The 22,132-nt window shown below is 73.8% G+C and carries 16 protein-coding genes; all 16 read right to left on the bottom strand.

Going from position 1 to position 22,132, the window contains the following annotated elements:
- Positions 1 to 3: 3 nt before the first annotated feature.
- The 16 genes from AQJ11_RS26430 to AQJ11_RS26360 all read right to left on the bottom strand — a co-directional run bounded on the left by AQJ11_RS26430 (position 4) and on the right by AQJ11_RS26360 (position 21,921).
- Positions 4 to 1,029, bottom strand: coding sequence for an isopenicillin N synthase family dioxygenase (locus AQJ11_RS26430; protein ID WP_059264616.1), 1,026 nt, complete (start codon positions 1,027 to 1,029; stop codon positions 4 to 6).
- A 256-nt stretch (positions 1,030 to 1,285) separates the two neighbouring features.
- Positions 1,286 to 1,891 carry a TetR/AcrR family transcriptional regulator gene (locus AQJ11_RS26425; RefSeq protein WP_014673352.1) on the bottom strand — a complete coding sequence of 202 codons (606 nt, stop codon included), beginning with the start codon at positions 1,889 to 1,891 and terminating at the stop codon, positions 1,286 to 1,288.
- Positions 1,879 to 2,625 (bottom strand): enoyl-CoA hydratase family protein, encoded by a 747-nt coding sequence (locus AQJ11_RS26420; RefSeq protein ID WP_059264615.1) that lies wholly within the window; start codon positions 2,623 to 2,625, stop codon positions 1,879 to 1,881. The genes AQJ11_RS26425 and AQJ11_RS26420 overlap by 13 nt, the downstream gene beginning before the upstream one ends.
- On the bottom strand, positions 2,622 to 4,190 hold the full coding sequence (locus AQJ11_RS26415; RefSeq protein ID WP_059264614.1) for a 4-coumarate--CoA ligase family protein: 1,569 nt from the start codon (positions 4,188 to 4,190) through the stop codon (positions 2,622 to 2,624). The genes AQJ11_RS26420 and AQJ11_RS26415 overlap by 4 nt, the downstream gene beginning before the upstream one ends.
- Positions 4,191 to 4,212: 22 nt before the next feature.
- Entirely contained in the window at positions 4,213 to 5,373 is a 1,161-nt protein-coding gene (locus AQJ11_RS26410; protein WP_059264613.1) for an acyl-CoA dehydrogenase family protein, read from the bottom strand.
- A 56-nt stretch (positions 5,374 to 5,429) separates the two neighbouring features.
- A complete protein-coding gene (locus tag AQJ11_RS26405) occupies positions 5,430 to 7,277 on the bottom strand; it encodes an acetyl/propionyl/methylcrotonyl-CoA carboxylase subunit alpha (RefSeq protein WP_059264612.1) in 1,848 nt (615 codons plus the stop codon).
- 8 nt (positions 7,278 to 7,285) lie between these two features.
- Complete coding sequence (locus AQJ11_RS26400; RefSeq protein ID WP_059264611.1) at positions 7,286 to 8,884, bottom strand: acyl-CoA carboxylase subunit beta; 1,599 nt, start codon at positions 8,882 to 8,884, stop codon at positions 7,286 to 7,288.
- Positions 8,881 to 10,557: an acyclic terpene utilization AtuA family protein gene (locus AQJ11_RS26395; RefSeq protein WP_059264610.1), complete on the bottom strand. Its 1,677-nt coding sequence runs from the start codon at positions 10,555 to 10,557 to the stop codon at positions 8,881 to 8,883. The genes AQJ11_RS26400 and AQJ11_RS26395 overlap by 4 nt, the downstream gene beginning before the upstream one ends.
- A complete protein-coding gene (locus AQJ11_RS26390; RefSeq protein ID WP_059264609.1) occupies positions 10,554 to 11,348 on the bottom strand; it encodes a TIGR03084 family metal-binding protein in 795 nt (264 codons plus the stop codon). The genes AQJ11_RS26395 and AQJ11_RS26390 overlap by 4 nt, the downstream gene beginning before the upstream one ends.
- A gap of 126 nt (positions 11,349 to 11,474) precedes the next feature.
- Positions 11,475 to 13,187 carry an NAD-dependent malic enzyme gene (locus tag AQJ11_RS26385; RefSeq protein ID WP_058080940.1) on the bottom strand — a complete coding sequence of 571 codons (1,713 nt, stop codon included), beginning with the start codon at positions 13,185 to 13,187 and terminating at the stop codon, positions 11,475 to 11,477.
- Between the two features lie 112 nt (positions 13,188 to 13,299).
- Positions 13,300 to 14,256, bottom strand: coding sequence for an EamA family transporter (locus tag AQJ11_RS26380; RefSeq protein WP_014673361.1), 957 nt, complete (start codon positions 14,254 to 14,256; stop codon positions 13,300 to 13,302).
- Between the two features lie 111 nt (positions 14,257 to 14,367).
- Entirely contained in the window at positions 14,368 to 16,374 is a 2,007-nt protein-coding gene (locus tag AQJ11_RS26375) for an ABC transporter ATP-binding protein (RefSeq protein WP_059264608.1), read from the bottom strand.
- A gap of 86 nt (positions 16,375 to 16,460) precedes the next feature.
- A complete protein-coding gene (locus AQJ11_RS52150; protein WP_014673363.1) occupies positions 16,461 to 16,592 on the bottom strand; it encodes a hypothetical protein in 132 nt (43 codons plus the stop codon).
- 167 nt (positions 16,593 to 16,759) lie between these two features.
- Entirely contained in the window at positions 16,760 to 17,878 is a 1,119-nt protein-coding gene (locus tag AQJ11_RS26370) for a lipid II:glycine glycyltransferase FemX (RefSeq protein WP_059264607.1), read from the bottom strand.
- A 222-nt stretch (positions 17,879 to 18,100) separates the two neighbouring features.
- A complete protein-coding gene (locus AQJ11_RS26365) occupies positions 18,101 to 18,874 on the bottom strand; it encodes a metallophosphoesterase family protein (RefSeq protein ID WP_059264606.1) in 774 nt (257 codons plus the stop codon).
- Positions 18,871 to 21,921: an FAD-binding and (Fe-S)-binding domain-containing protein gene (locus AQJ11_RS26360; RefSeq protein WP_059264605.1), complete on the bottom strand. Its 3,051-nt coding sequence runs from the start codon at positions 21,919 to 21,921 to the stop codon at positions 18,871 to 18,873. The genes AQJ11_RS26365 and AQJ11_RS26360 overlap by 4 nt, the downstream gene beginning before the upstream one ends.
- Between the last annotated feature and the right edge of the window lie 211 nt (positions 21,922 to 22,132).

The raw sequence follows: 22,132 nt of genomic DNA, 5'->3' as shown, positions 1-22,132 counted from the left end.
CGCTCACGCCGGCGTCAGCAGGTTCCCGTGGTGCCTCTGCGCCACCAGCGGGTGGGCCCTCAGCTTGCCCTTCAGCTCGTTGTAGCCGTACTCGGCGTACAGGGGGTTCGTCGGGTCCGTGGTGATGCCGGGGGCCTCGGCCGCGTGCGGGAACGGGAGCGGCTCGATCCGCGCGTCCAGGCGGGGGTTGTAGAAGAACGGGACCGAGAAGCGCTCGGTGGCGCCGGGCGGGCTGACGACCCGGTGGTTGGTGGCCAGGAGGTAGCCGTTGGTGGCGACCTCCAGGAGTTCGCCGAGGTTGACGACGAACGCGCCCTCGATGGGCGGCACGTCGTGGAAGCGGCCGTCCTCGCGCTGGACCTGGAGGCCGCCGACCGTGTCCTGGAGGAGCAGGGTCAGGAAGCCGTAGTCCTTGTGGGCGCCGACGCCCTGGCCGGTGCCGTCGTCCGCGCTGCCGGGGTAGCGGACGAGCTTGAGGTGCGGGTGGGCTTGGTCGCCGAAGACCGGGTCGTAGAAGCCGGCCGGGGCGCCGATGGCGGTCAGCAGTTCCCGCAGGAGCCGGTGGGCGACCTCGCTCAGCCTGTCGATCCAGGCGAGGGCGGCCGTGCGGAGTCCGGGCAGCGCGGCCGGCCACTGGTTGGGGCCCTGGAGCCACCAGTACGGCGGCTCGCCGGGGCCGGGGACACGGGCGGGGCGTTCGGCGCCGATGTCGAGCTGGTCGCGCCAGTCGCGGGCGCCGCCGGTGCGCTCGTCGCCGGTGCGGGTGTAGCCCCGGAAGTGCGGGGAGCCGACGTTGTCCAGGGCGAGCCGGTCGGCCTCGGGGAGGGCGAAGAAGGCGCGCATGGCGGTGAGCAGCGCGTCGGTCTCGGCCCGGGTCACGCCGTGGCCGACGAGCTGGAAGAAGCCGACGTCGTGGGCGGCGCTGTGCAACTGGGCGTGGAGCCGGGCGCGCGCCCGCGGGCCGCCGTCGGCGGCCGACAGGTCGATGATCGGGAGCTGGTCGTACGACGGCACTGTGTGCGTGGTCATGATGCGTCCGCGGGGTGTACGGGGCACGGGTGACCGCCGGGGGTGGTGGCGGCCCCCGGGTGCCGGAAAAAGGGAGGAAGAGAGAAGGGGGCTGGTCAGGCGGAGAGGTGCCGACAGCCCATGCTCGTGACGCGCACGTAGTCCACGTGGCGGCGGCGAACGAGCATCGGAAGCATGGGCCCAAGGGTAACGCGCCCCCGCGATGGCCCCCCGGCACGATCCCCGACCCGGTACGCCGGACCGGTACGGCCCGGCCTCAGCCCAGCGCCTCCTCCAGCAGCGCCGCCCACTGGGCGACGACCCGTTCGCGGCGGGCGGTGTCGTCGGTGAGCAGGTTGGCCAGGCCCAGGCCCCGGGCCATGTCCAGCAGGCCCTGGACGGTTTCGCGGACGCCGGGACGGGACTCGTCGGCGCCCAGGAGGTCGACGGCGATGCGGTGGGTCTCACGGCCGACCCTGGCCTCCAGCTCGGTGACGCGCGGGCGCAGTTGCTCCTCGTCGGAGGCGGCGACCCACAGGTGCAGGGCGGCCCGGAACAGGGGGCCGGTGTAGAGGTCGACCAGGGCGGACACAACGGCCCGGCGGTCGGCGGCGCCGTCCGGGAACAGGGCCCGCAGCGCGAGGGAGCGCTCCTCGGAGACGTACTCGACGGCGGCGGTGAAGAGGTCTTCCCTGGTCGGGAAGTGGTGCTGGGCGGCGCCCCGGGAGACACCGGCCCGCTCGGCCACGACGGCGACCGTGGAGCCCGCCCAGCCCCGCTCGGCGAGGCAGGCCACGGCGGCTTCCAGGAGCCGCTGCCGGGTGGCCCGGCTGCGGTCCTGCTTGGGCACGCGCTCCCGTTCCGTCGTACTCACACCACCCACGCCGCATCACGTCTTTCCAGGAAGGCCGTCATCCCCTCCCGGGCCCCGGGGGAGGAGAACAGCCGGGCCGAGAGCGCGGTCAGCTCGGCCGCGTCCCGGTCGAATGTCTCCAGCACCCTAGCCGTGAGCAGCCGTTTCGTCTCGGCCAGGGCCTGCGGGGAGGAGCTGCGCAGACCGTCCAGGACGGGGGCCAGGGCGTCGTCGACGTCGTCCGCGGTCACCGTCAGCAGGCCCAGGCGCACGGCCTCGGCCGGGCCGAAGCGCTCGCCGGTGAGGTAGTAGCGGGCCAGGGCGCGGGGGTCGGCGCGCGGGATCACCGGCAGGGAGATCACGGCGGGGGCCACGCCGATGCGCACCTCGGTGAAGGCGAAGGTGGCGTCGGTGGAGGCGGCGGCGATGTCGCAGGCGGCGAGCAGGCCGAGGCCGCCGGCGCGGACATGGCCGGTGACACGGGCGACGACGGGTCGGGGCAGCTCCACGATCTGCCGGAGCAGGGCGACCAGGGCGTCCGGGTGGGGCGGGTCGCGCAGGTCGGCGCCGGCGCAGAACGTCGTACCGGTGTGGGTGAGGACCACGGCGCGTACGTCCGGGTCCGCGCCGCAGTCGGTCAGGGCCTCGGCGAGTTCCGTGACGAGCGCGGTGGACAGGGCGTTGCGGGTGCCGGTGGAGTCCAGGCTGAGGGTCTCGACGGCACGCGCGCGCGTGCGGCCGATCAGTGCGGTCGGGTCCGTCATGTGTGCTCCCTGAGCTGTCGGCGCAGGATCTTGCCGGAGGTGGCGCGGGGGACGGCGCCGATGAAGGTGACCCGGCGGACCTTCTTGTACGGGGCGACGCGCTCGGCGACGTACCGCAGGACGTCGTGGTCGGTCAGGCCGTCGGCGGTGGGGGCGCGGACGACGAAGGCGTGCGGAACCTCGTTGCCCTCCTCGTCGTACGCGCCGATGACGGCCGCGTCGGCGATGTCCGGGTGGGTGAGCAGGAGCGCCTCCAGTTCGGCGGGGGCCACCTGGAAGCCCTTGTACTTGATCAGTTCCTTCACCCGGTCGACCACGAACAGCCAGCCGCCGGCGTCGACGAACCCGACGTCCCCGGTGCGCAGCCAGCCGTCGGCGTCGATCATCGCGGCGGTGGCGTCGGGGCGGCCCAGGTAGCCCTTCATCACCTGGGGGCCCCGGATCAGGATCTCGCCGGACTCGCCGGTGCCGAGGTCCTCGCCGGGGTCGTCCAGGGAGACGATCCGCATCTCGGTGCCCGCGACGAGTCTGCCGACCGTGCCGGCGGGGGCCTCGCGCAGCCGGTCCAGGGGGACGACATGGGTGCCGGGGGACAGTTCGGTCATGCCGTACGCCTGGCCGATCGGGGGCAGGCCCAGGCGCTCGGCGCAGGCGACGGCGAGCCGGGCGTCCAGCGGGGCGGCGGCGCTGATGACGTACTTCAGCGAGGAGAGGTCGTAGCGGCTGACCGCCGGGTGCTTGGCGAGGGCGAGGACGATCGGCGGGGCCACGTACAGGCCGGTGATGCGGTGCTGCTCGATAACGGCGAGGAACGTCTCCAGCTCGAAGCGCGGCAGGACGACGACCGTGGCGCCGTTGCGCAGGGGCGCGTTCATCAGGGCGGTGAGGCCGTAGATGTGGAAGAACGGCAGGACGGCGAGGATGCGGTCGCCGGGTCCTGCCGGGACGGCGGGCTCCAGCTGGGCGAGGTTGGTGGCGATCTGCCGGTGGGTGAGCATGACGCCCTTGGGGGTGCCGGTGGTGCCGGAGGAGTACGGCAGCGCGGCGACGTCCTCGGCAGGGTCGATGCCGGTCTCCGGCTCGGGGGCGGCGGTGGCGAGCAGGTCGGTCAGCGAACGGTGCCCGGGGGCGCTGTCGCACACGAGGATCTCCCGTACGCCGCCCGCGAGTTCGGCGGCCCGGCGGGCGGTCTCCAGCAGCGGGGAGACGGTGACGATCCAGCGGGCCGCGCTGTCGCGGAGCTGCCCCGCGAACTCCTCGGCGGTGGCGAGCGGGTGCACGGTGGTGACGGCGGCACCCGCGCGCGTGGCGGCGTAGAAGGCGGTGGGGAACGCGATCGTGTTGGGGCTGTGCAGGGCGAGGACGTCGCCCTTGCGGACGCCCGTCTCGGCGAGGGCGGCGGCCAGGCGCCGGTGGAACCGGTCCACCTGCTCGTACGTGAGGGTGGTGCCGTCGGTGCCGTCGATGAGGGCCGGCTGGTCGCCGAAGTCGGCGGCCCGGCCCAGGACGGCCTCGTGGATGGGGAGTTCCACGGGCGGAACGTCTGCGTACTCGCTGCGGAACACGGTTCCCCCTCGCACAGGGCGCCTAGTACGACTTGGGCAGGCCCAGGGTCTGGTGGGAGACGTAGTTGAGGATCATCTCCCGGCTCACCGGGGCGATACGGGACACGCGCGCGGCCGTTATCAGCGAGGCGAGCCCGAACTCGCGCGTGAGCCCGTTGCCGCCGAGGGTGTGCACGGCCTGGTCCACGGCCCGCACGCAGGCCTCGCCCGCCGCGTACTTGGCCATGTTCGCGGCCTCGCCCGCGCCGATGTCGTCGCCGGCGTCGTAGAGAAGGGCCGCCTTCTGCATCATCAGCCGGGCCAGCTCCAGGTCGATGTGCGCCTGCGCCAGGGGGTGCGCGATGGCCTGGTGGGCGCCGATGGGGGCCTTCCACACCGTGCGGTCGCGGGCGTACTCGACGGCCTTGGCGAGCGCGTACCGGCCCATGCCGATGGCGAACGCGGCGGTCATGACGCGCTCGGGGTTGAGCCCCGCGAAGAGCTGGAGGAGCCCCGCGTCCTCGTCGCCGACCAGGGCGTCGGCGGGCAGCCGTACGTCGTCCAGGACCAGCTCGAACTGCTTCTCGGCCGCGTTGAGTTCCATGTCGATGGGGTGTTTCCGGAAGCCCTCCGCGTCCGTCGGGACGATGAACAGGCAGGGCTTGAGGCGTCCGGTGCGGGCGTCCTCGGTACGGCCGACGATCAGCACGGCGTCGGCCATGTCGACCCCGGAGATGAACACCTTGCGGCCGGTGAGCAGCCAGTCGGCGCCGTCCCTGCGGGCCGTGGTGGTGATGCGGTGGCTGTTGGAGCCGGCGTCGGGCTCGGTGATCCCGAAGGCCATGAGGCGGGTGCCGTCGGCGAGTCCGGGGAGCCATTGCCGTTTCTGGTCCTCCGTGCCGAAGCGGGATATCACCGTGCCGCAGATGGCGGGTGACACGACCAGCATGAGCAGCGGCGAGCCCGCGGCGCCCAGCTCTTCGAGCACGATGGACAGCTCCGCTATGCCGCAGCCTCCGCCGCCGTACTCCTCGGGAAGGTTGACGCCGAGGTAGCCGAGCTTTCCCGCCTCGCTCCACAGTTCGGTGGGCGGCTTGCCCTCGGCGACGGTGCGGGTGAGGTAGCCGCGGCCGTAGCGCTTGCCGAGGGCGGCTACCGCCGACCGTAGGGCCTTGTGTTCTTCGGACTCGACGAGGGTGGTCATCGGACTCCTTCGGGCTGCGGATGGATCCGTGGCTGGGCGCGCGGTTGTCCGCGCCCTCAGGTGGGTTCGACTACCGCCAGCACCGTGCCTGGCTCCACCTGCTGCCCCGGCTTGGCGTGGAGGGCGGTGAGCGTTCCCGCCGCCGGGGCCGAGATCTGGTGCTGCATCTTCATCGCCTCCAACCAGATGAGGCCCTGGCCCGCCCGAACCGTTGCCCCTTCGGTCAGCCCCTCCGCGATCCTGACCACCGTGCCCGGCATCGGGGCCACCAGGGACCCCGGCGCGAGCTGGTCCGCCGGGTCGGGGAAGCGGGGCAGGGCGGTGAGGCGGGTGGTGTTGACGTGGACCTGGTCGCCGTACCGGGCGACCTCGAACCTCCGCCGTACGCCGTCCACTTCGAGCACCACCAGACCCGCCTCCGCGTGCACGACCCGGACGCCGTCGGCGGCCAGGCCCTGCCGGGTGTGCCGGTACCGGACCTCGTGCTCCTCGCCGTCCATCCGGTACCGCTTCACCTGCGGCTGGGAGGGGACGTTGCGCCAGCCGCCGAAGCGCGAGCGGCCGTGGGCGTCGGCGAGGGCCGCGGCCAGGGGGGCGTGGGCGTCGGACGTGGGCTCGGTCAGGGCGTCGAGGTGGCGGTCGTAGAAGCCGGTGTCCATGCGTCCGCTGGTGAACTCCGGGTGGCGCAGGGAGCGTACGAGCAGGTCGCGGTTGGTGACCGGGCCGTGGACCGCGGCGGACTCCAGCGCGCCCGCGAGCCTGCGGACCGCCTCCGCGCGCGTGGGGGCGTGGGCGACGACCTTGGCGAGCATCGGGTCGTAGTGGACGCCGATGGTGTCGCCGTCGGTGTAGCCGGTGTCCAGGCGGACGCCCTCCGGTACGGCGAGGCGGTGCAGGGTGCCCGTCTGGGGGGCCCAGTCACGGGCGGGGTCCTCGGCGTAGAGGCGGGCCTCGACGGCGTGGCCCCGCGCGCGCGGGGGCTCGCTCTCCAGGGCGTGGCCCTCGGCGATCCGGATCTGTTCCGCGACCAGGTCCAGGCCGAAGACCGCCTCGGTGACGGGGTGTTCGACCTGGAGGCGGGTGTTCATCTCCAGGAAGTGGGCGCGGCCGTCGGCGACCAGGAACTCGACGGTGCCCGCGCCGACGTAGGAGACGGCGCGGGCGGCGCGCACGGCCAGCGTGCGCAGCTCCTGTGCGAGCGCCGTGGTGAGTCCGGGCGCCGGGGCCTCCTCGACGACCTTCTGGTGGCGGCGCTGGAGGGAGCAGTCGCGGGTGCCGAGCGGCCAGACGGTGCCGTGGGTGTCGGCGAGGATCTGCACCTCCACGTGGCGGCCGTGTTCGAGGTACGGCTCCACGAAGACCTCGCCGTCGCCGAAGGCGCTCGCGGCCTCGGCGCGCGCGGCCTCCAGGGCGGCCCCCAGCTCGTCCAGGCGGCGCACGATCCGCATCCCGCGCCCCCCGCCGCCGGCCGCCGCCTTCACCAGGACGGGCAGGTCGGCGCCGGTGACGGCGGCCGGGTCGAGCGGGGCGAGGCCCATGAGCCGCTTGGCGCGGGTCTTGGACGCCATGGCCTCGATGGCCTGCGGGGGCGGGCCGATCCAGACCAGGCCGGCGTCGAGGACGGCGCGGGCGAAGCCGGGGTTCTCGGAGAGGAAGCCGTAGCCGGGGTGGACGGCGTCGGCGCCGGACGCCAGGGCCGCCTTCACGATCAGGTCGCCGCGCAGGTACGTCTCGGCGGGCGCCGCGCCCGGCAGCCGTACCGCCGTGTCGGCCACACGCGCGTGGAGCGCGTTCTCGTCGGCGTCGGAGTGCACCGCGACCGTCCGGATTCCCCCCTCACGGCAGGTGCGGAAGACACGGCAGGCGATCTCGCCCCGGTTGGCGACGAGCACACTGGAAATCACGGGATCCCTCACATCCGGAAGACGCCGAAGCCGCCGCGCGCGCCCTCGTAGGGGGCGGTGTGCAGGGCGGAGAGGCACAGGCCGAGGACAGTGCGGGTGTCGCGTGGATCGATGACGCCGTCGTCGTACAGCCGCCCGGACAGGAACATGGGCAGCGACTCGGACTCGATCTGCTGCTCCACCATGGCGCGCAGGGCCGCGTCCGCGTCCTCGTCGTAGGGCTGTCCCTTGGCCGCCGCCGACTGCCGGGCGACGATCGACAGCACGCCGGCGAGCTGCTGCGGGCCCATGACGGCGGACTTGGCGCTGGGCCAGGCGAACAGGAAGCGGGGGTCGTAGGCCCGGCCGCACATGCCGTAGTGCCCGGCGCCGTACGACGCGCCCATGAGGACCGACAGGTGCGGGACCCTGCTGTTGCTGACCGCGTTGATCATCATCGCGCCGTGCTTGATGATCCCGCCCTGCTCGTACTCCCGGCCGACCATGTAGCCGGTGGTGTTGTGCAGGAAGAGCAGCGGGATGTCGCGCTGGTTGGCCAGCTGGATGAACTGGGCGGCCTTCTGCGACTCGGCGCTGAACAGGACGCCCTGGGCGTTGGCCAGGATGCCGACGGGGTAGCCGTGCAGGGCCGCCCAGCCGGTGACCAGGCTGGTGCCGTACAGCGGCTTGAACTCGTCGAAGTCGGAGCCGTCCACGATCCGGGCGATGACCTCGCGCGGGTCGAACGGGATCTTCAGGTCCCCGGGGACGATGCCCAGCAGCTCCTCCGGGTCGTACCGGGGCGGCTCGGCCGGGCCGGGGTCCGGGTGGGCCTTGCGGTGGTTGAGGCGGGCCACGACCCGGCGGGCCTGGCGCAGCGCGTCCGGCTCGTCCAGGGCGAAGTGGTCGGCGAGGCCGGACACGCGCGCGTGCATCTCGGCGCCGCCCAGCGACTCGTCGTCGCTCTCCTCGCCGGTCGCCATCTTCACCAGCGGCGGCCCGCCGAGGAACACCTTCGCGCGCTCCTTGACCATGATCACGTGGTCGGACATGCCGGGGATGTAGGCGCCGCCGGCGGTGGAGTTGCCGAAGACGACGGCGATGGTCGGGATGCCGGCGGCGGAGAGCCGGGTGAGGTCGCGGAAGATCGCGCCGCCGGGGATGAAGATCTCCTTCTGGGAGGGCAGGTCGGCTCCTCCCGACTCCACCAGGCTGATGCAGGGCAGCCGGTTGGCGAGCGCGATGTCGTTCGCGCGGAGGGCCTTCTTCAGGCTCCACGGGTTGCTGGCGCCGCCGCGCACGGTCGGGTCGTTGGCGGTGATCAGGCACTCCACGCCCTCGACCACGCCGATCCCGGTGACGAGGGAGGCGCCGACGGGGTACTCGCTGCCCCAGGCGGCCAGCGGGGACAGCTCCAGGAACGGGGTGTCGGGGTCCAGCAGCAGCTCGATGCGCTCGCGGGACAGCAGCTTGCCGCGCCCCCGGTGCCGCTGGACGTACTTCTCACCGCCGCCCGCGAGCGCCTTGGCGTGCTCGGCCTCCAGCGCGGCGAGCTTGGCGAGCATGGCCTCGCGGTGGGCCCGGTGGTCGGGGGCGGTGGGGTCGACAGTGGTCCGCAGAACCGTCACAGCAGAGTCTCCGGGATGTCCAGGTGGCGGGAGCGCAGCCATTCGCCGAGGGCCTTGGCCTGCGGGTCGAAGCGGGCCTGCGCGGCGACGCCGGCGCCGAGGACGCCCTCGACGACGAAGTTGAGCGCGCGCAGGTTCGCAAGCACGTGCCGGGTGACGGGCAGGTCGCGGGTCTCGGGCAGCAGCCGCCGGAAGGCGTCGGTGGTCAGGGTGCGGGCGAGCCACCGCCAGGCCTCGTCCGACCGCGCCCACACCCCCACGTTGGCGTTCCCGCCCTTGTCCCCGCTGCGCGCCCCGGCGACCAGGCCGAGGGGCGCCCGGCGGGTCGGGCCGGGCGGGAGGGGGTCCGGGAGGGGCGGGGGCACCACGGTGTCGAGGGGCCGGGTGTCCTGGGGCGGCGGCACGGGGACACGGCGTCCGTCGTGGAGGACGGCCATATGGTCGACGTCCCCATGGGGCACATACACATCCTCGAAGACCCCATAGGGGGCGCCATTTCCGGGTGGGGACAGCACATGGAAGCCCGGATAGCTGCCGAGGGCCAGTTCCACGGCGGCCCCACTGAGCGCCCGCCCCACGACCCGCTGGTCCGGGTCCCGTACGACGAGCCGCAGCAGCGCGCTGGCCGTCTCCTCGGTGTCCGCGTCGGCCCGGTCGGTGCGCACCAGTTCCCAGCGGACCTCCCGCGGCGGCGACTTGGCGAGCGCGTCGGCGAACTGCTCCCGCACCAGGGCCGCCTTGGCCTCGATGTCCAGTCCGGTGAGCACGAAGACGACCTCGTTGCGGAAGCCGCCGAGCCGGTTGATCCCGGCCTTGAGCGTGGGCGGCGGCGCCTCCCCGCGCACCCCCTCGATCCGCACCCGGTCCGGTCCGTCCTGGCTCAGCCGTACGGTGTCCAGCCGGGCGGTGACATCGGGTCCGGCGTACCGGGCGCCGCCGGTCTCGTACAGCAGTTGCGCGGTGACCGTGCCCACGTCCACGAAGCCGCCGGTGCCCGGGTGCTTGGTGATCACGCTGGTGCCGTCGGCGTGGATCTCGGCGAGCGGGAAGCCGGGACGCCGTACGTCCCCCTCGCCGAAGAACGCGTAGTTGCCGCCCGTGGCCTGGGTCCCGCACTCCAGCACGTGCCCGGCGACGACGGCACCGGCGAGCCGGTCGTGGTCCGCCGGCCCCCACCCGAAGTGGGCGGCGGCGGGGCCGGTGACGAGCGCCGCGTCCGTCACCCGGCCGGTGACCACCACGTCGGCGCCGGCCCGCAGGCACGCGGCGATGCCGAAGCCGCCGAGATAGGCGTGGGCGGCGAGGGCGCCGGGGTGGGCGGCGGTCAGGTCGTCGCCCTCGACGTGCGCGACCCGCGCCGGGATGCCGAGCCGGTCCGCCAACCTCCTTATCTCGTCGGCGAGTCCGGCCGGGTTGAGGCCGCCCGCGTTGGTGACGATCCGCACGCCGCGTTCGTGGGCGAGGCCCAGGCAGTCCTCCAGCTGGCGCGGGAAGGTGCGGGCGTACCCGGCGGCCGGGTCCTTCAGCCGGTCGCGGCCGAGGATGAGCATGGTGAGTTCGGCGAGGTAGTCACCGGTGAGGACGTCGACCTCGCCGCCGGTGAGCATCTCGCGCAGGGCGTCCGCGCGGTCGCCGTAGAAGCCGGAGAAGTTGCCGATGCGCAGCGGGTTCACCGGCCGGCCCCCTTCGGCGGGCGGCCGGTGCCGGGCGGGCCCGCGAAGGCCTGGGCGATGCCGAGCCAGCGGTCGGCGTCCGGGCCGGTGGCCGTCAGCGCGAGGTCGTCCCGGTGGGCGCGCTGGGTGACCAGGAGGCAGAAGTCGAGGGCGGGGCCGGTGACCCGCTGGGCGGCGCGCTCGTCGCCGTACGCCCACACCTGACCGGAGGGCGCGGTCAGTTCCACCCGGAACTCCTCGTCCGGCGGGGTCAGTCCGTGCACGCCGAAAGCGAAGTCACGGGTCCGCACCCCGAGCCGGGCCACATGCCGGAGCCGGTCGGTGGGTGGGCGCACCACACCCAGGGCGTCGGCGATGTCCAGCCCGTGGGCCCAGGTCTCCATGAGCCGGGCCGTGGCCATGGAGGCGGCGGACATGGGCGGGCCGTACCAGGGGAAACGGGCACCGGCCGGTGCGTCGCGCAGGGCCCGGTCGAGGGCGGTGCGCCCGCCGCGCCAGGCCGCCAGCAGTTCGGCGGGCGGCAGTTCGGCGCCCTCCTCCGCTCCCTCGTCCACGAACGAGCCGGGTGCGGCGAGCGCCTTCTCCACCAGCGTCCGGAAGGCGTCGGCGTCGGTGACGGCCAGCAGGGCCGAGCGGTCGGTCCAAGCGAGGTGCGCGATCTGGTGGGCGACGGTCCAGCCGGGTGCCGGGGTGGGCAGGGCCCATGAGGAAGGGCTCAACTCGGCCACGAGTCGGTCGAGTTCACCGCTTTCGGCACGCAGGTCGTCGATGACGGGCGTCGGGTCGGCCATGGGGGGAGCATGGCAGCGGCGGAAGAAACAATCAAGCGTGCTTGCATGAATTGACGAGCCGACAGGGCCGGTGCCCCGGGGAGGGCGGTCCGGGCGGACCGGCCGGCGCTCCGCCCGGACCGGCGGTCACACCGCTTCCACCGGCGGGTACACCGGCTCCCACCGGGCCGCCCGTACCGCCGCCTCGACGTCGTCCAGGCCGGCCCGGGCGACGCCCTCCTCCACCGCCGCGCGGGCCACGGCCACGGCGACCGCCTCCGAGGTGGCGCGCAGGTCGCGGATCGGCGGCAGGACCGGTGCGTCGGCGCGGGCGACCTCCGTGTCCCCGGTCCGGCGGGCCACCGCGTCGGCCGCCGCGCGGAGCATGCGGTCGGTGATGCGGGAGGCGCGGGCGACGATCACGCCGAGGCCGAGGCCGGGGAAGACCAGCGCGTTGTTGGCCTGCCCGATCTCGTACGTCGTACCGTCCCGCTCGACCGGGGCGAACGGGCTGCCGGTGGCCACCAGGGCCTTGCCGTCGGTCCAGTCGAGCAGGTCGGCGGGGGTGGCCTCGGCGAGGTCGGTCGGGTTGGACATGGGCAGGATGATCGGACGCTCGGTGTGCCGGGCCATCTCGCGGACGAGTTCCTCCGTGAAGGAGCCGCCCTGGCCGGAGGTGCCGATCAGGATGGTCGGGCGGATCCGGCGGACCACCTCGTCCAGCGGGATGCCGGGCAGGTTCTCGTCCCGGCGCCAGCCGTCGACCTCGGCGGCGGGGCGGGCGTACGGCTTCTGGACATCCCGGAGCTGGTCGCCCTGATCGGTGGTGAGCAGGCCGTACCGGTCCACGCACCAGAAGCGGGCGGTGGCCTGCTCGGCGGACAGGCCCTCGGCGATCAGGGCGTCGCGCAGCTGGTCGGCGACGCCGATGCCGGCGGTACCGGCGCCGAAGACGACGATCCGGTGCTCGGGCAGGGGCGTGCCGGTGGCGCGGACGCCGGACAGGACGGCGGCGAGGTTGACGGCGCCGGTGCCCTGGATGTCGTCGTTGAAGGTGCAGACCTGGTCGCGGTAGCGGTCGAGGATGCGGCGGGCGTTGGCGGTGCCGAAGTCCTCCCAGTGCAGCAGGGCGTGCGGGAAGAGCCGGGTCGCGGTGGTGACGTAGGCGTCGATGAAGGCGTCGTAGGTGTCGCGGTCGGCGCGCGGGTGGCGGTTGCCGAGGTAGAGGGGGTTGTCCAGGAGTTCCTGGCGGTTGGTGCCGACGTCGAGCATGACGGGCAGGGTGCGGCGCGGGTCGATGCCGGCGGCGGCCGTGTAGACGGCGAGCTTGCCGACGGCGATGTCGATCCCGCCGACGCCCCAGTCGCCGATGCCGAGGATGCCCTCGCCGTCGGTGGCCACGATCAGGTCGACGTCGTCGGCGCCGAGGCCGTGCGCGCGCAGGGAGCGTTCGATGTCGCCGGGGGCGTCCACGGAGAGGTAGACCCCGCGCGGGCGTCGGTACTCCGTGCTGTAGCGGCGGATCGCCGTGCCCACCGTGGGGGTGTAGACGATGGGCAGCATCTCTTCGAGGTGGTCGCCGACGAGCCGGTAGAACAGCACCTCGTTGCGGTCGTGCAGCGCGGTCAGATTGACGCTCTTGGCCAGGTCGCCCGCCTGGTCCCGGAACTGGCCGTAGGCGCGTTCGGCCTGCTCGTCCTGGGTGAGCACGCGGGGTGGGACCAGCCCGACGAGATCGAGGGCGCGGCGCTCCTCCTCGGTGAAGGCGGTGCCGCGGTTGATCCGGGGGTCGGCGAGGACGGCCCGCCCCCGGGCGGTGACCCTCAACGGGTTGGTGTCGGTGTCACGAGCGTCGGTCACGAGATCCGCCTTCCGTCCTTCTTCGCCCCTTCAGGCCCCACACAGGAGTGTGCGGGAGAGGGGCGGGACGCGCAGGATGAGCGGCTCTCGTGGACCGGGCGGCCGCCGGGCGTCAGGCCTCCGGTGCCCGCGGGACGGGCTTCGTCCGGGACGTCTGGGTGCGTACCGCGCCGATCGTCGCCGCGATGACCAGGGTGATCGCGGCGGCCTCGGTGGGGGTGAGGGACTGGCCGAGGATCAGGAAGCCGGCCGTGGCCGCGATGGCCGGTTCCAGGCTCATGAGGATGGCGAAGGTGGGGGCCGGCAGCCGGCGCAGGGCCAGCAGTTCGAGGGTGTAGGGCAGGACCGAGGAGAGCAGGGCCACCGCCGAGCCGAGGGCGACGGTGGTGGGGTTCAGGAGCCGGGTGCCGGCCTCGGCGATGCCCAGGGGGAGGAAGAGGAGGGCCGCGACCGCCATGGCCAGCGCCAGCCCGTCCGCCTGCGGGAAGCGGCGGCCCGTACGGGCGCTGAAGACTATGTAGGACGCCCACATGGCGCCCGCACCCAGGGCGAAGCCGACACCTGTGGGGTCCAGATTGCCGAAGCCTCCGCCGCCGAGCAGGAAGACGCCGGCGAGGGCCAGGCCGGCCCAGAGGGCGTTGATCGCGCGGCGGGAGGCCACGACGGACAGGGCCAGGGGACCGAGGACTTCGAGGGTGACCGCCGGGCCCAGCGGGATACGGGCGACCGCTTCGTAGAACAGGCCGTTCATCGCGCCCATGGTGATACCGAAGACGATCACCGTGCCCCAGTCGGCCCGGGAGTGCCCGCGCAGCCGGGGCCGGCAGACCAGCAGGAGGACGACGGCCGCCGCGAGCAGGCGCAGGGTGACGACGCCCAGGGCGCCGGCCCTCGGCATCAGCGTGACCGCCAGCGCGCCGCCGAACTGGACCGAGATGCCACCGGCCAGCACCAGCCCGACGGGCCCCAGTGAGCCGAGTGAGCGGAGCGGGCCGCGCGGGGCGGAGGGACGCCTGCCGTCGCCGGAGGTGGCCGGGGTCGGCGTGGTGGTGCTGAGCGGGGCGGTCACGAGCGGTCCTGGGCTTGATCGGATTCGTGCATCTCGATGTACTACCAGGTCCAGGGTAATGGACTCCGACAGGTGCGTGAACCCTTGACGGCACTGTCCCGGATGCTGGGATCAGCCGCCCGGCCACGCCTCCTCGTCACGGAACTGTGGACGGCCGTCCGGCAGGGCCGGGGGCGCGTGGGCTGCCGGGGCGTATGCCGCCGAGGGCGTCTGGGCGTACGCCTCATGTCCGTACGCGTACCCGTTCCCGTACCCCTGCCCCTGCCCGTACTCGTACGGGTACACCGGCGCCGGTGTCCGCTGCTCCTCCCACAGCGGCATGCGCAGCTCTCCCGTGTCCAGCACCGCGTTGTTCTGCGAGCGGTGCAGCCGGGCGTAGGCGCCGCCCCGGGCGAGGAGTTCGTCGTGGCGGCCGGTCTCCACGATGCGGCCCCGGTCCACGACGAGGATGCGGTCGGCGTCGGGAGCGAGGTTCAGGTCGTGCGTGATCATGATCGTCGTCCGGCCGGCCATCAGGCGGCGGAGGGGTTTGACGACCCGGCGGGCGGCCAACGCGTCCAGGCCGGTGGTCGGTTCGTCCAGGACCAGGACGGGCGCGTCGCGCAGGATGGCGCGGGCGATGGCCAGGCGCTGGAGCTGGCCGCCGGAGAGCCGGGCCGAGTGGGGGTCGACCCGGGTGTCGTAGCCGTCGGGCAGCCGCAGGATGAAGTCGTGGGCGTCGGCCGCCTTCGCCGCCTCCTCGATCGCCTGGTCACTGGCGCCGGGCCGGCCGCAGGCGATGTTGGCGCGCACCGTGTCGTGCAGCACCAGGGTCTCCTGCGGGAGCAGAGTGACGTACTCGCGCAGCCGGGCCAGCGGGAAGTCCCGCAGGGGTACGCCGTCCAGGAGGACCTCTCCGCGGTCCGGGTCGTAGAAGCGCAGCAGCAGCTTGGACACCGTGGACTTGCCCGCGCCGCTCGGGCCGGTGACGATCACCAGCTCGCCGGGGCCGACGCAGAAGGAGAGGTCTTCCAGGGCGGTCGTCTCCGCGCCGGGGTAGCGGAAGGAGACGTCCCGCACCTCGACCGAGCCGTCCGGGCGGCCCGCCTGCGCGCGGTGCCGGGGGTCCGTGACCGAGGGGCGCACGTCCAGGATCTCGATGAGGCGTTCGGCGCCGGCGGTGGCCGCGGTGACCGTGAGGCCGAGCTGGGCGAGACCGCGGACGGGCGGGTAGAGGTAGCCGAGGAAGGCGGCGAAGGCCAGGAGCCGGCCGAGGGTCATCCGGCCGGTGGAGATCTCCCAGGCGCCGATGCCGATCACGGCGAGCACGCAGACCGTCTCGATGACCTGGACCAGCTGCTCGTAGGCCTCGTTCAGACGGGTGGAGCGGACGGAGGCACGGAACCAGGCGTTCGCCTCCTCGCGCAGCCGGCGGCGCTCGGCGTCCCGGCGGTCGTACGCCTGGGTGAGCACGATGTTGCCGAGGGACTCCTCCACCACGGAGGTGATCGCGCCGTCGGCGACCCGGCCCTCGCGGGAGACGTCCTTGATGGAGCCGGAGAAGCGGCGGGCGGCCAGCCAGAACAGGGGGGCGAGGACGAAGGTGGCGGCGGCCAGGTCCCAGCGCAGCCAGAACGCGGCGACGGCGTAGAAGAGGGCGGAGAAGGCCGCCGAGGCGGCGCCGACCAGGCCGGACACCACCATGGTCTCGATCGCCTCGACGTCGCTGGTCAGCCGGGAGAGCAGATCGCCCTGGCGGTGCCGCTGGAAGAAGTGCGGGGGCAGTTGCTGGACGTGGTCGAAGACGTGCTCGCGCAGCCGCATCACGAAGCGCTCGGTGGCCCACGCGGCCAGCGAGTTGCCCGCGTACGCGACGAGCGCGCCGGCCACCGCGATCGCCAGCCACTTCACGGCCGGGCTCCAGAACGCGGCGAGCGAGCCCTGCTGGAGGGCGTGGTCGGTGAGATCGCCGAACAACAGGATGGCCTCGGTCTCCGCGAGCGCGGCGAGCACGGTGCACAGCCAGACGACCAGCAGCCATTTCCTGAGCCCCTTCGTCAGCGGCCAGAAACGGCGGAACGCGGCACGGGCGGCAATGATGGGTGTTTCGTGCTCGAATTCTTCACCCTCGTCAGCCATCAGAAATCCTTTCCGAATCACCTTCCCAGAGGAAGAGGAAAAGGGGTCGACGGTGCACCGTCGACCCCTTCCGGCTCAGCGCCCGATCACTGGTCCCGGCCGGCCACCGGCTTGGGCAGCGGCTTGTGCGCGTGCTTCTTGGGCTTCGGCTTCGGCGCCGGCGGGAGCTGCTTCGTCTTGGGCTTGGAGGGCAGCGGGGCAAGCTTCTTGAAGCTCATTTGGACTCCTTGTGTCGCGCTTTTCCTGTGGTGCTGAATTCCGCGTCCGGAACCCGACACCGAAGAAGTTACACGCTTCTCCGGGCGCCGAACGGCAAAAATGGCAAAGGGGCGCTGTGAATCCCCTGGGAAAAGCTGGGAGTTCGGCGAATAAGCTGAGAGCGACCTCAGCGGCGGGCCATATAGATGTCGAACGCCTTGTGCAGCAGCCGGTTCAGCGGGAAGTCCCACTCCCCCACGTACTCGACGGCTTCACCGCCCGCACCCACCTTGAAGCGGAGCAGGCCGAGCAGATGGTCGGACTCCTCCAGGGTGTCGGTGATGCCCCGGAAGTCGTAGACGTCCGCGCCGAGTTCATGGGCGTCGCACATCATCCGCCACTGCATGGCGTTGTTGGGCTGCACCTCGCGCTTGCGGCTGGTGGAGGCGCCGTAGGAGTACCAGACGTGCCGGCCGACGATCAGCATGGTGGCCGCGGCGAGGACGTCCCCGTCGTGGTGGGCGAGGTAGAGCCGCATCCGGTCGGGGTGCTCCGCGGTGAGCGCGGCCCACATGCGCTGGAAGTACGGCAGGGGGCGCGGGATGAAGCGGTCCCGTTCGGCGGTCTCGGTGTAGAGGCCGTAGAAGGCCGGCAGGTCCTCCGGGCCGCCCCGGACGATCTTCACACCCGCCTTCTCGGCCTTCTTGATGTTGCGCCGCCACTGCTGGTTGAGCCCGCGGTGGACGTCCTCCAGGGAGCGGTCCCCGAGCGGGACCTGGCACACGTACCGGGGCTGCCCGGCGGCGAACCCCTCCTCCCCGCCGGGCCCGGCCTGCCGCCAGCCCATGCGGCGCAGCCGCTCGGCGAGGTCGAGACCCGGCCCGCGGGACGTCGCCGGTACGTCGCCCAGCCGGTGCGCTCCGGGGTCGGCGATCGCGGCCTTGACCGCCTCCGGGCTCCACCGCCGGGCCACCACGGGCGGCCCCATCTTCACCGAGAAGGCGCCGCGGCCCTTGAGGTGGGCCAGCATCGGCTCCAGCCAGCGCTCCAGGCCGGGCGCGTCCCAGTCGATGACGGGGCCCTCGGGCAGGTAGGCCAGGTACCGCTTCACCTTCGGCAACGGCCGCAGCAGCACCAGCCCGGCCCCCACGAGCCGGCCGTCCGCCTCGAACCACCCCAGGCTCTCGGCCCGCCAGTCGGGTTTCACGTCCCCCCACGACGGCACCTGCATATGGCTGACCGAGGGCCGCTCCGCCACGAAGGCGAGGTGCTCGGCACGGGTGAGGGGGCGGAGGGTGAGCGACATGGGCGGGGCTCCTTCGGGGACGGGGCCGGTCCCGGTGGCGAGGCCGGTGCTACGACGGTGAGGCCGGTGCTACGACGATGAGGACGCCGGCGTTCCGTGACGGTGGCGCTGTTCCGCCTGACGGTGCCGCTGCGTCGATGACGATGCCGTTGTGCCGCTGACGATGCCGCTGCGTCGACGACGATGCCGCCGACGTCCGTGGAGATCGCGGGTGTCCTCACCCTACGAAGCGTCCCGCCCGTCCTTCGGCCCCCACACCTCAAGCACCTCCGTGTCCGTCGCCCGGGCGTACAGGAAGTAGTCGGCCCACGCGGCGATGTCCGGGTAGGCGCACTCCCGGGTCAGCCGGGCCACCGCGGCCGGAATGTCGTACGGCGTCACGCGCAGGTCGGTGCCGGGGCCGAGGAGGCACCAGTGGGCACCGGGGCGGCCGTAGGGCATGCCGACGCTGCCGGGGTTGACCACCAGGCGGCCGTGGGCCAGGCGGACGTAGGGCATGTGGGTGTGGCCGCAGACGACCGTGCCGATGCCGGGCGGCAGGCCGGCGAAGACCTCCGTCCAGCGGGCCGGGCGCGAGTCGACCAGGACCAGTTCCTCGTCGTCGCGCGGGGTGGCGTGGCAGAAGAGGACCGGGCCGAGACCGCGCACGCGCAGGGTGCGGGTGCGCGGCAGGGCGGCCAGGAAGTCGACCTGGTCCGGGCGCAGCGCCCGGGCGGCGTACGGGCCGATGGGGTCCGGGATCTCCGCGCGCTCGCCCCGCCGGTACTCCACCAGCTCCCGGTCCGCGTTGCCGCCGATCCACAGCACCCGGTCGCCCTGCTCGCGCAGCAGGTCCAGTACCTCGGCCGGCTGGGGGCCCGCCGTGATGTCCCCGGTGAGGACGATCCGGTCGGCGGCGGCCACCTCGGGCTCCGCCAGGACCGCCTCCAGGGCGGGCAGCACGCCGTGGACGTCGGAGAGGACCGCCAGGCGGGTGTACTCCTCGTCCTCGCTCATCCGGCGCCCCCCGCCGGGGAATCCAGCGCGTCCGCCAGCACCTCCGCCAGGTGCCGGCCCCGGACTCCGCCGAGTTGCTCCAGCTGGGTGCGGCAGGAGAAGCCGTCCGCCAGGATCACCGTGTCCGGCGGGGCCTGCCGTACCGAGGGCAGGAGCTGTTCCTCCGCGCAGGCCCGGGAGACCTCGAAGTGGCCCTTCTCGAAGCCGAAGTTGCCCGCCAGGCCGCAGCAGCCCCCGCTCAGGTCGCCGGTGAGGCCGGCGGCGTCGCGCAGCCGGCGGTCGGCGGTGTCGCCGAGCACCGCGTGCTGGTGGCAGTGGGTCTGGCCGGCGACCGAGCGGCCGACGGCGGGCGGGGTCCAGTGCGGGGCGTGCCGTTCCAGGGTCTCGGCGAAGGTGCGGACGGCGGCGGACAGCCGGGCGGCGCGCGGGTCGTCGGGCAGCAGCTCCGGGAGGTCGGTGCGCAGGGCGGCGGCGCAGCTCGGTTCCAGGACGACGACGGGGACCCCGGCCCGCAGCACCGGCTCCATCAGGTCCAGCGTGCGGCGCAGGACGGTTCGGGCGCGGTCCAGCTGGCCGGTGGAGACATAGGTCAGTCCGCAGCAGACCCGGGCGCGGCGGGCCGCGAGCAGCGCGGTCGCCGCCCTGGTCCTGCCGTCGGCGATCGCTCCCCGGCGCAGCAGCAGTGTCGGCGGCAGGGCCACGCGCAGCCCGGCGGCCTCCAGCACCCGCACGGCGGCCCGGCCGACGGACGGCGCCAGGTACTCGGTGAAGGTGTCCGGCCAGAGAACGACCAGGTTCCCGGCGCCCGGCGGGGGCACGTCGCCGACATCCGATGCGGGCAGATCCTCAGCACCCGGCCTGGGCAGGCCCCCCGCGCCCGATGCGGACACGCCCCCCGCGCCCTGCGCAGCCACATCACCGGCACCCGGCACGGGCAGGCCCCCCACGCCCCCAGCCGACAGCCCCCCGGCAGGGCCGGTGCCCCCGGCAGGGCCCCGGCTGCGCCACCACCCCGTGAACGTCTGTGTCGCCAGTCGGGGGATCTGCCGTTCCGGGGTGATGCCGGCCAGCCGTTTGCCGAGGGCGGCCAGCGGGCCCACCCGGGTCAGGGCGTTGACCAGCGGAGCCATCCGTGTGCGGGCGGTCCAGCGGAGCCATTCCGGGAGCCGTCCCATGGTGTGGTGGGCGGCGGGGCGGCGGCGGCCGGCGTAGTGGTGGTGCAGGAATTCCGCCTTGTAGGTGGCCATGTCGACGCCGACCGGGCAGTCCGAGCGGCAGCCCTTGCAGGACAGGCACAGGTCGAGGGCGTCCCGGACCTCCGGGGAGCGCCAGCCGTCGGTGATCAGCTCGCCCGCGAGCATCTCGTGCAGCAGCCGGGCCCGGCCGCGGGTGGAGTGCTCCTCCTCGCCGGTGGCGCGGAAGGAGGGGCACATCACGGCGGGGCCGGCCGCCGTGGTCGTGCGGCACTTGGCGACGCCGACGCAGCGGCGGACGGCCGCGGCGAAGTCGCCCCCGTCCGCCGGGTAGCCGAAGGCGACGTCGACCGGGCGGCTCGGCAGGACGGAGAAGCGGAGGTTCGCGTCCAGCGGGGCCGGGCGGACCAGCATGCCGGGGTTGAGCAGGTCGTCGGGGTCCCAGACCGCCTTGGCCCGCTCGAACAGCCGGACCGTCTCCTCGCCGTACATGCGGGGCAGCAGTTCGGCGCGGGCCTGTCCGTCGCCGTGCTCCCCGGAGAGGGAGCCGCCGTGGGCCACCACCAGGTCGGCCAGTTCCTCGGAGAAGCGGCGGAAGCGGCCGACACCGGCCCCGGTGAGCAGGTCGAAGTCGACGCGGACGTGGATGCAGCCGTCGCCGAAGTGGCCGTACGGCGTGCCCCGCAGGCCGTGGTCGGCGAGCAGGGCGCGGAAGTCGCGCAGGTAGCCGCCGAGCCGGGCCGGTGGCACCGCGCAGTCCTCCCAGCCGGGCCAGGCCTCCGTGCCGTCCGGCATCCGGGTGGCCGTGCCGGACGCGTCCTCGCGGATGCGCCACAGGGCCCGCTGGTCCGCCGGGTCGGTGACGACCAGCGCGGACACGACGTCGGCGGCGCGCACGATCTCCTCCGCCCGCGCGCGTGCCTCCGCCGCCGTCCGCCCGCCGGTCTCCACGAACAGCCAGGCGCCTCCCGCCGGCAGCCCCGCTCCGGCCGGCACCAGGTCGGCGGCCATGCCCTCCACCGTGAGCGGTCGCAGCGGCAGCAGGCCCGCGGCGGCCTCGGCGGCGGCGCTCTCGTCGGTGTACGCCAGCACGGCCAGGGCACGCGCGCGCGGAGCCTCGACCAGGCCGACCACGGCCTCGGTGAGGATGCCCAGGGTGCCCTCCGAGCCGCAGAAGGAGCGGGCGACGTCCGCGCCCCTCTCCGGCAGCAGTGCGTCCAGCGCGTACCCGGAGATGCGGCGGGGCAGGTCCGGGAAACCCGTGCGGAGCCGGGCCAGTTCGCCCTCGGCCAGCTCCCGGAGCCCCGCCGGGGCGCCCGCCCAGCCCGGACCGAGCCGCAGGCGCTGCCCGCGCGCGGTGAGCACGGACAGCTCCCGCACGCTGTCCGCGGTCGTGCCCCAGGCGACCGAGTGGGAGCCGCAGGAGTTGTTGCCGATCATCCCGCCGAGCGTGCACCTGCTGTGCGTGGACGGGTCGGGGCCGAACCGCAGCCCGTGCGGTGCGGCGGCCTCCTGGAGCCGGTCGAGCACGAGCCCCGGCTGCACGACGGCCGTACGGCTGCCCGGGTCCAGCTCCAGCAGGCCGTTCATGTGCCGGGTGAAGTCCAGCACCACGCCGGTGCCGGTCGCCTGCCCGGCGATCGACGTGCCGCCGCCCCGCGCCACCACGGGCACCCCGCGCGCCAGGCACACCTCCAGCACGGCGGCCACGTCGTCCGCGTCCCTGGGGGCCACGACCCCGAGGGGCACTCGCCGGTAGTTGGACGCGTCCATGGTGACCAGCGCGCGGGCGGTGGCGTCGAAGGCGACCTCGCCGCGCACGGCCCCGCGCAGCGCGCCGGCCAGCTCGGCCACACCGGCGCCGTCGGCCCCGGCACCCCGCGCATCCCCGGCCCCAGCCCCGGCCCCGGCTCCCTGGGCCGCCCCCGCACCACCCGCTCGATCCGTCATGCGTCCAGGATGCATCCGCTCACGCACAGTCACCCCACGTTTTCCACAGGCCCGCGCGTATCGTCGTACAACCCCACAAGCCCACGTCCCGGTGATCTCGTCTCATCGAACGGAC

It is taken from the genome of Streptomyces corchorusii (assembly GCF_001514055.1).
GTDB classification, from domain to species: domain Bacteria; phylum Actinomycetota; class Actinomycetes; order Streptomycetales; family Streptomycetaceae; genus Streptomyces; species Streptomyces olivaceoviridis.
This window is presented reverse-complemented; position numbering and strand designations above follow the sequence as displayed.